We start from the raw sequence: 12,633 nt of genomic DNA on the forward strand, positions 1-12,633 counted from the left end.
GATAGAGGGAACGAAGATGGAAGACCTGAAAGTGACCGCCAGCGGTTACGACTTCAAACCGGCACGCGCGGCGATGCAGCGCTATATCGACAACAACCTGCTGTCAGGCATTTCCTGGGCGGTCATGACCGGGCGCGACCTCATCGACGTGAATTGCGTCGGCTGGGCCGACAAGGAAGCGCAGACGCCGCTGCGCACCGATCATATCTTTCGCGTCTTCTCCAACACCAAGCTGATCACCTCCTGCGCCGTGCTATTGTTGTCTGAGGAAGGCAAGCTTGGGCTCGACGACCCAATCGAAAAATTTATTCCGCAGCTCGGAAATCGAAAAGTGCTGCGGCCCGGCGCCACCTCGCTTGATGACACCGAGCCCGCGAAGAGCTCGATCACCATCCGTCAGTTGCTCAGCCACAGCTCCGGCCTCAGCTACGGCTTTTTCGATCCTGGCACCGCCATCTACAAGGCGCTCAACGAGCGCGGTGTCCACAATCCCATGACGACGCTGGCCGACATGGTGGACGTGCTGGCCGGCCTGCCGCTGATCTATCAGCCCGGCACCTCGTGGGAATATTCGCTGGCCACCGACGTGCTGGGGCGGCTGGTCGAAGTCATCAGCGGGCAAAGCTTCGACAAGTTCATCAAGCTGCGAATTCTCGATCCGCTCGGCATGGTCGATACCGGCTTCGTGGTGCCGGAAAAGGATCAGGGACGGCTCGTTGCCTATTATGCCGGTGCGGACCTGATGGAGCCGATGAAGCCGGGATTGACCCGAACCGACAACTCGCCCTTCCCCGGCGCCTATCTGCGCCCGATCGCGCGGCTCAGCGGCGGTGGCGGTCTGGTGTCGACGCTGCATGACATGGTGGCGCTGATCCGAAGCCTGCTGCCCGGCGGGCCGACGCTGCTCAAGCCGGAAACGATTGCGCAGATGATGACCAACCAGCTGCCCGAGGGCCAGTGGATTCGCTTTGCCACGATGGGAGAGCAGCCCGGCAAAGCCTTCACTTTGGCCGGCGGCCTGATCGTGAAGCCGACGCCGTTCGATCACCCCGACGCCGCGGGCGAGCTCTATTGGGGCGGCGTCGCCGGCACCCAATGGTGGATCTCGCCGAAGCACAACCTCGCCGGTGTCATGATGGCGCAGCGCCAGATGGCGTTCGTGCATCCGTTCTCGTTCGAGTTCAAGCGGCTGGCGTATGAGGCGGTGAAGAAGGCCACGGTTGTGGTGTGAGGCAGCAACCGAACCATCGTCGTCCCTGCGAAAGCAGGGACCCATAGCCACCGGCGGATGTTTTGCGAAGAGCGTCTGCCGCTTTGCTCTAACGAGAGATCACGCGGTATGGGTCCCTGCGTTCGCAGGGACGACATCGAACTCTGTGTTTCGTGCATGTATTACGTCTACATCCTCGCGAGCCGACGGCACGGGACCCTGTATATCGGGGTGACCAATTCCCTTTCGAAACGGATGGAGCAACATCGCAATGGCGAGGGTTCCTCGTTCGTCAAAACCTACGGCGTTTACCGGCTTGTCTATGTCGAAGCGTTCGAGCGGCCGGACGAAGCGATTGCCCGTGAAAAGCAGCTCAAGCGCTGGAAGCGGGATTGGAAGATTGAACTGATCGAGCGTGAGAATCTGGAGTGGCGCGATCTCAGCGATCTGATAGTTTGATGCGCTTCAGCGTCTGACGCTCTACGTTAAATCAACCGGCGCTGTGGGCTGCTGAAGCGAAGCGTCTCCCTGCGTGCCCTTCACACAGACCGCGGCGTATGGGCCCCTGCGTCCGCAGGGGCGACGGGTTGATAGGTTTTCGGCTTTCCCCGCTGATGCGTTCGCAGGGACGACAGCAGCAGCTCACGCCGCCGTCGAAACCACCCTGTTCCGCCCGTCGTTCTTTGCCCGATAGAGCGCCACGTCGGCGCGCTTGAGCACGTCGGCGACCGGCTCGTCCTTGTGGTCGAGCGTGGCAAGCCCAATCGAGATCGTGACGTCGATCCGCTTGGTGCCCTTGTTGACCGCAAAGGTTTCGCCGGCGATCGAGCGGCGCAGGCGCTCGGCGACCATGCCGGCGACATTGATGTCGGTTTCCGGCATCACGATCACGAACTCCTCGCCGCCGTAGCGGCAGGCGAGATCGATGCCGCGGATCGACTTGCGGATACGCACCGCGAATTCGCGCAGCACGTCATCGCCGGCATCATGGCCATATGTGTCGTTGATCGATTTGAAGAAGTCGATGTCGAGAATCATCAGCGCCAGCGGCTTGCCGCGGCTCGAAGCCTGCTCGACCAGCGTAGAGAGATGGCTTTCCATGTAGCGGCGGTTGTTCAAGCCGGTCAGCGCGTCGGTGATCGCCATTTCGATCGAGTTCTGCACGTTGTCGCGCAGGTGGTCCGTATAGCGCCGCTTGCGGATCTGGGTGCGCGCCCGCGCCAGCAGTTCGTTCTTGTCGACGGGACGGAGCAGATAGTCGTTGACGCCGATTTCGAGCCCGCGCAACAGCCGCGCATTGTTATCGGCGTCGGAGATGGCGAGGATCGGCAACTGGCGGGTGCGCTCCAGCGAGCGCGCCTGGCTGCACAGCCGCAGGCCGTCGTAATTTTCCAGGCTGAGCGAAACGATCAGCAAATCATAATTGCCCTCGGCAGCGTGAAACAGCGCTTCCGCCGGATTGATCTCGACGTCGACGGTGTGCTCGGCAGAGAGGATCGGCGCCAACCGCTCGTAGGATGACGGCCGGTCGTCGACCAGGAGGATCCGCCCGCCAACGCCCTTGTCGGCGATGGCGCTGCGCTCGGGCGCCTCCATGCCGATCTCAAGCGAGGTGATGGCGCGCATGCGCAGTTCATCGGTCATCATCTTCAGCCGCGTCAGCGAGCGGACGCGCGCGATCAGAACGACGTCGGACACCGGCTTGGTGAGAAAATCGTCGGCGCCGGCTTCCAGCCCGCGCACGCGATCGGACGGGCTGTCCAGCGCGGTGACGATCACGACCGGGATGAAATGGGTGGCGGGATTGGACTTCAGCCGGCGGCAGACCTCGAACCCGTCCATGTCGGGCATCATGACGTCGAGCAGGATGATGTCGCATTCCGAGCGCGAGCAGATGTCGAGTGCCTCGGCGCCGTTCGAGGCCGTCAGCACGTCGAAATATTCGGCCGACAGGCGGGCTTCCAGGAGCTTGACGTTTGCCGGAACGTCATCGACGACAAGAATACGCGCAGACATCGAAAGCTCACTCCTACCCGATAAAACGCCGCACGGTTTCGATAAACTTGCCGACGGAAATAGGTTTGGACAGATACGCCTCGCAGCCGCCCTCGCGGATGCGCTCTTCGTCGCCCTTCATCGCGAATGCAGTGACGGCAACCACCGGAATCGCGCGCAGTTCGGGATCGTCCTTGATCCAGCGCGTCACTTCGAGGCCGGATACTTGCGGAAGCTGGATATCCATGAGGATCAGGTCGGGACGCAGCTTGCGAACAAGATCAAGCGCCTCGAAACCGTTGCTGGTACCGGAAGTCTGATAGCCATGCGCTTCCAACAGATCGCGAAAGAGCTTCATGTTGAGCTCGTTGTCCTCCACGATCAGGACGGTTTTCGCCATCCCGTCCCTCCCTCATCCCAGAACACACGTCCGGCTTTTCGACACGCTCCGCACCGCAGCCGCCCCTTGTCGAAAAGTGAATTCAAACTAGCGCCAGATTTCGCTCTAAGCCGTTAAATCGATGCACCAAGTTTTACGAAGCGGTTTGCAAATGTTGAACGCACTCCGCAGACTCGGGCATGATGGTTCCAAAGTAGAGCCTATAAGTTAACGGAAAGGCAAATCACCTGTCGAAAAAGCCTGTTCACAACCCCCGCGAAGTGGCTGAAATCGTTGCAGTTCAGGCGCTGAGCTTCGTTGCCGGCGATCCTGAGCGGCTCGGTCTTTTCCTGGCCGAAACCGGCATCGGTCCGGAGACGCTGCGCACCGCCGCGGCCGACCCGCAATTTCTGGCCTCCGTGCTGGATTTCGTGCTGCGGGACGACGCCACCGTGCAAGCATTTGCGAGCGCCTCGCAACTGCACCCGACCAATATCGCCGCCGCCCGTCAGGTGCTGGGTGACCCGCACTGGGAGCGCGATGTGCCGTGAGCGCGTCAGCGGCCTCGTTTGACGGTCCGCGCGCTTTCTGCCGGGATTGCCTCGGCGACCTCGATATCAAATTGAGGCGATGCGGCATCTGCGGTTCCCCGCGCCTCGTTCGACACCCCGCCCTGCCCTCGCTCACGCTCGCGCATATCGATTGCGACGCATTCTACGCTACCGTGGAGAAGCGCGACAATCCCGAACTTGCCGACAGGCCCGTGATCATCGGCGGCGGCAAGCGCGGCGTGGTGTCGGCTGCCTGCTACGTCTCGCGGACCTATGGCGTGCGCTCGGCGATGCCGATGTTCAAGGCGCTGGAGCTCTGCCCGCAGGCGGCCGTGATCCCGCCCGACATGGCGAAATATGTCCGCGTCGGCCGCGAGGTGCGCCACGCCATGCAGACGCTGACGCCGCTGGTGGAACCGCTATCGATCGACGAGGCGTTCCTGGACCTCGCCGGCACCCAGCGCGTCCACGGCATGATCCCCGCAAAGGTGCTGGCCCGCTTTGCCCGCGACGTCGAGCGCGACATCGGCATCACGGTGTCGGTCGGCCTGTCCTGCAACAAGTTTCTGGCCAAGATTGCCTCCGATCTCGACAAGCCGCGCGGCTTTGCCGCCCTCGACCAGATCGAGGCCCGCGAGATGCTGGCGGACAAGCCGGTCGGCTTCATCTACGGTGTCGGCCCTGCCACCCAGGAAAAGCTGCTGCAGCGGGGTTTTCGCACCATTGCGGACCTGCAGCGCGCCGACGAGGTCGAGTTGATGAAGCAGTTCGGCGGCGAAGGCCGCCGGCTGTGGCGGCTGGCGCGCGGCATCGACGACCGCAGCGTGGTGCCGGACCGCGGCGCCAAGACCATATCGAGCGAAACCACGTTCGAAAACGACATCAGGGATTTCGCCACGCTGGAACGGCTGTTGTGGCGGCTGTCGGAGAAAGTGTCGTCACGGCTGAAGAACAGCAATCTGGCCGGCTGCACCATCACGCTGAAGCTGAAGACCGCTGATTTCCGCCAGCGCACCCGCTCGCAATCGATCCAGGCGCCGACCCAGCTCGCCGCGAAGATTTTTGCCGTGTCGCGCGAGATGCTGGCGAGGGAGATCGACGGCACCGCCTTCCGCCTGATGGGCACCGGCGTCAGCGCGCTGCGCGAGGGATCGCAAGGCGACGACAGCGACATGCTCGACCGCCGCTCCGCCCATGCCGAGCGCGCGATGGATGATTTGCGCAAGAAGTTCGGCAATGCCGCGGTGATCCGGGGCATTGCGTACAAGGGGCCGGCGAAGGAAGAGGACGAGGAGGAGTAACGCACCGCTCTTTTCCGTCATTGCGAGCGCGAGCGAAGCAATCCATCGCGCGGCATAACGGATAGATGGATTGCTTCGTCGCTTCGCTCCTCGCAATGACGGAGGAGAACACGCAGCAGGAGTGACTGCGGTGAAAGTTCTCAATCGACGACGGCCACCGCCTCGATCTCGATCAGCCATTCCGGGGCCGCGAGCGCCGTGACGCCGATGAGCGTACTCGCCGGCGGCTCCATGCCTTCAAAGAAGACCGAGCGTGCCTTGCCGATGATCGGACGGAGCTCCGGCCTGTAGCCCACGACGAAGGTGGTGATCTTCACGATATCGGAATAACTCGCACCGGCGGATTTCAGCGCGAGGCCGATATTGTGCATCACCTGCGTCGTCTGCGCGGCGAGATCACCCTCGGCGACCACCCGCCCCTCCTCGTCGGTGGAGACCTGCCCCGCGATATAGATCGTGCGCGCACCTGACGCGACGACGACGTGGGAATAAGCCGAGTTGTGGTGAAGACCGCTTGGCCGAAGTTTTTCGAGCTTGCTCATGTCTGTGCCTCCCTGATGTGCATGATTGGGCCAAAGCGTATCCGGGTCAGGCGCGCTCGACCATCCCTCAAGGAAAATACCCGCCCTGTGCGGTCTTGAACCGGCAAGGAATGATCAGATTTCTATCAAGTCTCCAATTTGGATGGGGCGCATAGGTCCGGATACCTTCCACGGACCTTACGCAAAAGGAGCGGAAGATGGCCTTTTTGAAGCGGGAATTGCATCGACAGGTCAAAGGGCCGGAAGTCACGGAACTGGATTTCTGGAACCTGGTCTTCGACACCGACACCAAGCGCTTGTACGTCGAACACGAGTGGACCTACCTGGATTCGCGGACCCGCGGGGCTGCGGATTATCGAACCGACGTCATGGATATCGCGGCGTATCTGACGCAAGGCGGTCAAACCGCGGGCCACCGAGAACTCTGGCGGTTGCTGCGAGGGATCTTCAAGGAACAGTTCGAGCCCGAGACATACGACCACGAGGTACCATTTTCGGGACAGGCCCCGGTTCGGGACATCGAGCAGCAGGCGCCAAATCGTCCGTGACGAGCGGCAGTCAGAGCATCTTGTCGACAACCTTGGTCATGTCCGCCGCCGAAAAGGCTCGCAACGACTCGGTGCGAACATTGCCCAGTGCGCCAAGACTCAAGCTAAGCGACATGGCGGAAAACTCGTCCGGCGCATCGAGGATTGTGACAACATCATATCTTCCCTGCGTCCAGAACAGCTCCTTTACGGTCACGCCGAAGGTCTCGGCGGTCTTCTTGAAGGCCTCGGCCCGCTTCGGCGAATCCTTGGCATTGCGGATTCCCTGGTCGGTGAAATTGCCAAGCACGACATACGTTACCATCGTGGCTCTCCCTGGTTGTCGGATGCAACCGAACCTTCCAGCCGAATGCTCGGCGGCATCGATTGATCAGTACTTCCAAGCCTTCCGTCGCAGGCATGCGAACGGCCTGTTGCCGGCAACGACCACAGTCACGTCGCTTCCCTCCGCCCTCCCGTCACATGGCCGAGCAGATCCATCGGCAGCGGAAACACCACGGTCGAGGATCGCTCGCCGGCAATGTCGTGCAGCGCCGCGAAATAGCGCAACTGCATCGCCTGCGGCTCCCGCGCCAGCGTTCGGCCGGCCTCGACGAGCTTCTCGGCGGCCTGCTGCTCGCCCATTGCATTGATCACCTTGGCGCGCCGCAGCCGCTCCGCCTCGGCCTGCTTGGCGATCGCACGCACCATGGTTTCATTGATATCGATATCCTTGATCTCGACGGTGGTAACCTTGATGCCCCAGACGTCGGTCTGCTGGTCGAGAATTTCCTGGACGTCGGCATTGAGCCGGTCCCGTTCGGCGAGCATCTCGTCCAGCTCGTGCTTGCCGAGCACCGAGCGCAGCGTGGTCTGCGCGAGCTGGCTGGTCGCGGCCATATAATCGCCGACCTTGATGATCGCGCGCTCGGGATCGATGATGCGGAAGTAGAGAACGGCGTTGACCTTGACCGAAACGTTATCGCGCGAAATCACGTCCTGCGGCGGCACGACCTGGACCATCACCCGCAGATCGACCTTCACTATCTGCTGCACGACGGGAATCAGGATGATGAATCCGGGACCTTTCACGCCGGTGAAGCGGCCGAGCGTAAACACGACGCCTCGCTCGTATTCTCGCAGGATGCGAATGGCCGAGGACAGAAACAGAACCACGAGCACCGCGAGCGTCGCATAAGTCAAATAATCGAGCATCATCACATACCTCCTTCGCCGGTGGTCAGCGCCGGCCGGCGCCGTACCACGAGCGTCAAATCCACGACGTTGGCCACCTCGACCACCTCTCCGGGCTTGAAGGCTTCGCTGCCGCGCGCCTGCCAGCGCTCGCCGTGGGTGAAGACGTGGCCTTCGCGCTCGGACCAGTCGAGGATTTCGGCCGATAGCCCGCGCATCGCTTGCGCGCCGAGCCGCACGGGGCCTTTTCGGGCTCGTTGAAGCGAACCGAGGACAACCAGGATCAGGCCGATAAAGATCGCCGCCGCGATGCCGATCACCGGCCATGACAGCCGGAATCCAGGCTCCTCGATCTCGAACAGCATCACCGCTCCGAGCACGAATGCGATGACCCCGCCGAGACCGATCACGACGGTCGGGTTGAAGACCTCGATGACCAGGAGTGTGATCCCGAGCAGGATCAGGCCGAGGCCCGCATAGTTGATGGGCAGCATATTGAGCGCATAGAGGCCGAGCAGCAAACAGATCGTGCCGATCACGCCGGGCGCGACCGCGCCGGGCGAAGAAAGCTCGAAAATCAGGCCGTAGATGCCGATCAGCATGAGAATGAAGGCGATGTTGGGATCGGTGATCACCCTTAAGAATTGCACGATCCATCCAGGGTCGAGCGCTTCACGCGCGGCTTCGCTGGTCGCCAGATGCCGCGTCTCGCCGCCCGCAACCTCGACCGCGCGACCATCGATTTGTCTGAGCAGTTCGGCCTGGTCACGTGCGACGAGATCGATGACTTTCGCCTGCAAGGCGGCATTGGCGGAAAGGCTTTCGGCCTCCCGCACCGCCTTCTCCGCCCAATCGGCATTGCGGCCGCGCAGTTCGGCGAGACTGCGGATCAAGGCGACGGCGTCGTTGGTCGCCTTCGCCGTCATGGCATCCCTGGTCTTCGGCTTCTGGTCGCTGCCCTCCTTCTTGTCCTTGTCGCCCTTGTCAGGGGTAGAATCCGGCAGACCCGGCAGCGGCCGGCCAATCTGCACCGGCGTCGCCGCGCCGAGATTGGTGCCAGGCGCCATGGCCGCGATATGGGTGGCGTAGAGGATATAGGTTCCGGCGCTGGCCGCATGGGCTCCGGAGGGCGCAACGTAACCGACGACGGGCACGCGCGACGCCAGCACGTCTGCGATGATCTCGCGCATGCTGGTTGAAAGTCCGCCCGGTGTATTCATGCGCAGAATGACGACCTCGGCGCGGCGTTCGCTTGCCTTGGTCAGCGCGTCCTTCACGTAGCGGGCCGTCGCCGGGCCGATCGCTCCGTCGACCGAGACGGTCAGCGCAACCTTGCTGCTGTTCTCCCCCGCCGAGGCGGCAAGGGGAGAAACCAGAAGGGCAACGGCCGCAGCGGCCGCAACAAGAGTCGCCTGTACGGTCTGCACAGCAAGGACTCCCTTATCGGTAGGATATGGGGGTCTCCTGGTCGGATCTCAATATGCCCATAGGGAGGCTCTGCGCACAGCCGTCTCACGAAATCTGCTCAAGATCCGCTTTGAGTGCCACCAGGAAGCGAGCGGCTTCGCCTCCCGTCACCACGCGATGGTCAAAGGTGAGCGACAATGGCAGCACGCGCCTCACCGCCGGCTGGCCCCGATAAGCGACCACCCCTTGGGTAATCCGGCCGGCGCCGATGATCGCCACTTGTGGCGGTACGACGATCAGGCTGGCGAAACGGCCTCCAATCATTCCGAAATTCGACAGCGTAATCGTGGCTCCCCTCAGCTCTCCAGGAGGTATCGCGCGCGCGACGGCGTCAGCCCGCATCCGGTCAAGCCCGGTTCGCAAATCCGATACGTCCCGCTCCGCGACATTGCGCAACACGGGAACGATAAGGCCGCCCCCGGTATCGACGGCGATGCCGAGATCGATGCGGTCGAACAGACGCCGCTCACCCGCGCTGGAATTATACCAGCAATTGAGCGCAGGCTCGGCCTTGCAGGCGACAGCGATCGCTCGCACCAGCCGGATCGTCACGTCCTCACCGGTTGGCCAGTCGTCGATATCGGCCTCATCGGTGACACTCGCGGGGACGATTTCGGCGTGAGCCACCGTCATGCGTTGCGCCATCGCGCGCCGCAAGCCGCGCAGGAGTTCGGCAGGTCCGCTTTGGGGTAGACTCCTGGCCGCGCGTTCCACATCCGCACGCGTGATGGTGCCGTCGGGTCCCGTGGCTTCGACGAGATCGAGATCGACCTCGAGCTTGCGGGCAAGTGCGCGCACGGCCGGAAAAACCTGCCCCTTCTCTCCGGCCGTTCGCCTGGAAAGTGTTGCTGCTGCAGCCGCTGGCTCGCTGGGGCCAAGTTCGCCGACAATTGTGCCGGTGTCCTGTTCGGGGCCTTCGGCGAACTCGACGAGCGGCGCGCCGACTTTCACCACATCTCCCTTGGCGCCGAACAAATGAAGGATGCGTCCGCTCGATGGCGACGGCACCTCGACGACGGCCTTGTCAGTCTCGACCGATACCAGCGGCTGATCGGTGACGACATGATCGCCTTCATTGACATACCAGTTCACAATCTCCGCCTCTTCGAGGCCCTCTCCCAGATCCGGCAATACGAACTGGCGCATGGGGTAAGTCCGCTGCAATCAACTGAACTGGCACGCCCGGCGCGCGGCCGTCACGATACGATCGACCGATGGCATCATATGCTGCTCGAGCCGCGCCATCGGAATGACCGTGTCGTAGCCGGTGACGCGGGCCACAGGCGCGAGCAGCGAAGTCAGGCCGCGCTCGGCGATCAGCGCGGCGATCTCGGCTCCGAATCCGCCGGTACGCGTCGCCTCGTGCACGATGACACAACGCCCGGTTTTTGCGACCGAACCGAGCACCGTCGCCTCATCGTAGGGCTTGAGCGTGGCGAGATCGATCACTTCGGCGGCGACACCCTCGGCCGCCAGCGCATCGGCCGCCGCCATGGTTTCCTTCAGCATCGCACCCCAGCTGATCAGCGTGACGTCGCGGCCCTGGCGCAGGACAAAGGCGACATCCAGCGGCAAGGCTTCACCGTTGTCTTCCACCTCGCCTTTCGCCGCGCGGTAGATGCGCGTCGGCTCCAGAAACACCACCGGATCAGGATCGCGGATCGCGGCAAGCAGCAGCCCATATGCGCGTTCCGGCGACGAGGGAATGACAACGCGCAGGCCGGGGATATGGGCGAGCATCGCCTCGGTGCTTTCGGAATGATGCTCGGGCGCGCGAATGCCGGCGCCATGCGGCGTGCGCAGAACCATTGGACAGGTGATCCGCCCCCGGGTGCGGTTGCGAATTCGGGAGGCGTGGTTCACCAGTTGGTCGATGCAGGGATACAGAAATCCCATGAACTGGATCTCGCCGACGGGCTTCAACCCCTGCGCCGCCATGCCGACGCAGAGTCCGCTGATCAGGAGTTCTGCAAGTGGCGTGTCGAGGACGCGCTCGGAGCCGAAACGCGCTTGCAGCCCGACGGTCGCGCGGAAGACGCCACCATTGATGCCGACATCTTCGCCAAGCACGACGACATCAGGATCATCCTCCATCGCGCGGGCGAGCGCCAGGTTGACGGCTTCGACCAACGTCATTTCAGGCATCGCCCTCTCCCGCGAGTTCGCGGCGCTGCGCGGCATAGACGCCGGGCAGATCGGCATAGAGATGGTCGAACATGGATTCAGGCCGGCGCGGCTCCGTTGCCAAATAGCGCTCGACCGCCGCCTCGACGCGTTCATGGCACTCCGCGGCAAGCTGTTCTTCCTCCGCCTTGCTCCACATCTTTTGACCGACGAGATAGCTCCTCAGGCGCGCAATCGGCTCTTCCTTCCAGCGGGCCTGGACTTCCTCGGCCGAACGATAGCGTAACGCGTCATCGGAGGTCGTATGATCGCCGAGCCGGTAGGTGACCGCTTCGATGAAGCGCGGGCCCCGGCCGTCACGGGCGGCGGAGATGGCGTCCTCAGCCGCGGCGCGCATCGCCACAACATCGCTGCCGTCCACCTGCTCGCCGATGAAGCCGGCGGCGATGGCTTTCTGCGCCAATGTTTCGCAGCCGGTCTGCAGCCGCAGCGGGACGGAAATAGCCCATTGATTGTTGGTGGCGACGAACACGACGGGCAATTTGTGCACCCCGGCAAAATTCATCGCCTCGTAGACGTCCCCCTTCGAGGTGGCGCCATCGCCGAACATGCAAACGGCGACGCGCGGCTGCTTGCGCAGCTTGAAGGCATAGGCAACGCCGGCGGAATGCGGCGCCTGCGATCCCACGGGAACGCAAAACGGGAAATCCTCGATCGGTCCGGAGAAGTGATTGCCCCGCTCGTCCCCTCCCCAGAACAGCAGAATTTCCTCCAGCTTGACGCCACGCCAGATCAGCGCGCCATTGTCGCGATAGGAGGGCAACAGGACATCCTCAGCGCGCATCGCACTGGCGATCCCGACCGACACCGCCTCCTGGCCGAGCGAGACAGCGTAGGTCCCGAGCCGCCCGGTGCGCTGCAATGCGACAGCCTTTCGGTCAAAGTTGCGCAGCAGCATCATCGCCCGATAGAGCGCGGTGAGGAGGTCGGCATCGGAGGCGAATGCAGGGAGCGGCCGGTTGATCGAGCCGTCTGGCGCGAGGTAGTTGCGATGGCGCACATCAAAGCGCGCGACGACCGGAAGCCCTCCGTCTGCCATTTTTTTGCTGGCCACGTCCTCGCTCCCAGAGCGATTCTGCATCCCACAGTTCGTAATTGGTGCTGCTCTGGAACAATACAAGATGGGTACGCCCATCCAGCATGGCCGTTGCTGCACCGCGGGCTCGCGGGGGCTGCCGTCACCTTCGTGGAAACGGCACCGCGCCAGTGCTATATCAAGGCATGGCAAATGGTCAGGTTGTCCTCGTAACAACTGAACCGTTGGGAGGCGGTGCGCCCGTTCG

The 12,633-nt window shown here is 62.8% G+C and carries 14 protein-coding genes; 5 read left to right on the plus strand and 9 right to left on the minus strand.

The features are described 5' to 3' along the window. Window positions 1-16: 16 nt before the first annotated feature. Both LMTR21_RS23420 and LMTR21_RS23425 read left to right on the plus strand, forming a co-directional pair. Window positions 17-1,231 carry a serine hydrolase domain-containing protein gene (locus tag LMTR21_RS23420; protein WP_141688290.1) on the plus strand — a complete coding sequence of 405 codons (1,215 nt, stop codon included), beginning with the start codon at window positions 17-19 and terminating at the stop codon, window positions 1,229-1,231. Between the two features lie 156 nt (window positions 1,232-1,387). Beyond that, window positions 1,388-1,669, plus strand: a complete 282-nt coding sequence (locus LMTR21_RS23425) for a GIY-YIG nuclease family protein (RefSeq protein ID WP_057840923.1) — start codon at window positions 1,388-1,390, stop codon at window positions 1,667-1,669. Between the two features lie 183 nt (window positions 1,670-1,852). Here LMTR21_RS23425 and LMTR21_RS23430 read toward each other — a convergent pair whose 3' ends face one another. Further along, window positions 1,853-3,226 carry a PleD family two-component system response regulator gene (locus tag LMTR21_RS23430; RefSeq protein WP_065752909.1) on the minus strand — a complete coding sequence of 458 codons (1,374 nt, stop codon included), beginning with the start codon at window positions 3,224-3,226 and terminating at the stop codon, window positions 1,853-1,855. Between the two features lie 13 nt (window positions 3,227-3,239). Beyond that, window positions 3,240-3,605, minus strand: a complete 366-nt coding sequence (locus tag LMTR21_RS23435) for a response regulator (RefSeq protein ID WP_027538546.1) — start codon at window positions 3,603-3,605, stop codon at window positions 3,240-3,242. A gap of 227 nt (window positions 3,606-3,832) precedes the next feature. Here LMTR21_RS23435 and LMTR21_RS23440 point away from each other — a divergent pair, with 227 nt between their 5' ends. Further along, entirely contained in the window at window positions 3,833-4,135 is a 303-nt protein-coding gene (locus LMTR21_RS23440; protein ID WP_065752908.1) for a DUF3572 domain-containing protein, read from the plus strand. Continuing rightward, window positions 4,132-5,436, plus strand: a complete 1,305-nt coding sequence (locus tag LMTR21_RS23445) for a DNA polymerase IV (RefSeq protein ID WP_065752907.1) — start codon at window positions 4,132-4,134, stop codon at window positions 5,434-5,436. Before LMTR21_RS23440 ends, LMTR21_RS23445 begins: the two co-directional genes overlap by 4 nt. Before the next feature lie 140 nt (window positions 5,437-5,576). On the opposite strand, the gene LMTR21_RS23450 is transcribed toward LMTR21_RS23445, so the two are convergent. Beyond that, entirely contained in the window at window positions 5,577-5,978 is a 402-nt protein-coding gene (locus tag LMTR21_RS23450; RefSeq protein ID WP_065752906.1) for a RidA family protein, read from the minus strand. A gap of 197 nt (window positions 5,979-6,175) precedes the next feature. Between LMTR21_RS23450 and LMTR21_RS23455 the strand changes: the two genes are divergently transcribed. Next, complete coding sequence (locus tag LMTR21_RS23455; RefSeq protein WP_065752905.1) at window positions 6,176-6,526, plus strand: hypothetical protein; 351 nt, start codon at window positions 6,176-6,178, stop codon at window positions 6,524-6,526. Window positions 6,527-6,536: 10 nt separating this feature from the next. Here LMTR21_RS23455 and LMTR21_RS23460 read toward each other — a convergent pair whose 3' ends face one another. The 6 genes from LMTR21_RS23460 to pdhA all read right to left on the minus strand — a co-directional run bounded on the left by LMTR21_RS23460 (window position 6,537) and on the right by pdhA (window position 12,389). Next, window positions 6,537-6,830: a GYD domain-containing protein gene (locus LMTR21_RS23460; protein ID WP_065752904.1), complete on the minus strand. Its 294-nt coding sequence runs from the start codon at window positions 6,828-6,830 to the stop codon at window positions 6,537-6,539. 128 nt (window positions 6,831-6,958) lie between these two features. After that, window positions 6,959-7,723, minus strand: a complete 765-nt coding sequence (locus LMTR21_RS23465) for a slipin family protein (protein WP_065752903.1) — start codon at window positions 7,721-7,723, stop codon at window positions 6,959-6,961. Next, a complete protein-coding gene (locus LMTR21_RS23470) occupies window positions 7,723-9,126 on the minus strand; it encodes an NfeD family protein (protein WP_065752902.1) in 1,404 nt (467 codons plus the stop codon). Before LMTR21_RS23470 ends, LMTR21_RS23465 begins: the two co-directional genes overlap by 1 nt. A gap of 85 nt (window positions 9,127-9,211) precedes the next feature. Then, window positions 9,212-10,312 (minus strand): dihydrolipoamide acetyltransferase family protein, encoded by a 1,101-nt coding sequence (locus LMTR21_RS23475; protein WP_065752901.1) that lies wholly within the window; start codon window positions 10,310-10,312, stop codon window positions 9,212-9,214. Between the two features lie 18 nt (window positions 10,313-10,330). Beyond that, a complete protein-coding gene (locus LMTR21_RS23480) occupies window positions 10,331-11,311 on the minus strand; it encodes an alpha-ketoacid dehydrogenase subunit beta (protein WP_065752934.1) in 981 nt (326 codons plus the stop codon). Further along, window positions 11,304-12,389 carry a pyruvate dehydrogenase (acetyl-transferring) E1 component subunit alpha gene (gene pdhA, locus LMTR21_RS23485; RefSeq protein WP_065752900.1) on the minus strand — a complete coding sequence of 362 codons (1,086 nt, stop codon included), beginning with the start codon at window positions 12,387-12,389 and terminating at the stop codon, window positions 11,304-11,306. Before pdhA ends, LMTR21_RS23480 begins: the two co-directional genes overlap by 8 nt. Between the last annotated feature and the right edge of the window lie 244 nt (window positions 12,390-12,633).

It is taken from the genome of Bradyrhizobium paxllaeri, assembly GCF_001693515.2.
GTDB lineage: Bacteria > Pseudomonadota > Alphaproteobacteria > Rhizobiales > Xanthobacteraceae > Bradyrhizobium > Bradyrhizobium paxllaeri.

Coding starts and splice junctions, on each gene's coding strand:
- LMTR21_RS23425 (WP_057840923.1), top strand. CDS start 1,388: ATGTATTACGTCTACATCCTCGCGAGCCGACGGCACGGGACCCTGTAT.
- LMTR21_RS23465 (WP_065752903.1), bottom strand. CDS start 7,723: ATGATGCTCGATTATTTGACTTATGCGACGCTCGCGGTGCTCGTGGTT.
- LMTR21_RS23480 (WP_065752934.1), bottom strand. CDS start 11,311: ATGCCTGAAATGACGTTGGTCGAAGCCGTCAACCTGGCGCTCGCCCGC.
- LMTR21_RS23475 (WP_065752901.1), bottom strand. CDS start 10,312: ATGCGCCAGTTCGTATTGCCGGATCTGGGAGAGGGCCTCGAAGAGGCG.
- LMTR21_RS23450 (WP_065752906.1), bottom strand. CDS start 5,978: ATGAGCAAGCTCGAAAAACTTCGGCCAAGCGGTCTTCACCACAACTCG.
- LMTR21_RS23435 (WP_027538546.1), bottom strand. CDS start 3,605: ATGGCGAAAACCGTCCTGATCGTGGAGGACAACGAGCTCAACATGAAG.
- LMTR21_RS23430 (WP_065752909.1), bottom strand. CDS start 3,226: ATGTCTGCGCGTATTCTTGTCGTCGATGACGTTCCGGCAAACGTCAAG.
- LMTR21_RS23420 (WP_141688290.1), top strand. CDS start 17: ATGGAAGACCTGAAAGTGACCGCCAGCGGTTACGACTTCAAACCGGCA.
- LMTR21_RS23460 (WP_065752904.1), bottom strand. CDS start 6,830: ATGGTAACGTATGTCGTGCTTGGCAATTTCACCGACCAGGGAATCCGC.
- LMTR21_RS23455 (WP_065752905.1), top strand. CDS start 6,176: ATGGCCTTTTTGAAGCGGGAATTGCATCGACAGGTCAAAGGGCCGGAA.
- pdhA (WP_065752900.1), bottom strand. CDS start 12,389: ATGGCAGACGGAGGGCTTCCGGTCGTCGCGCGCTTTGATGTGCGCCAT.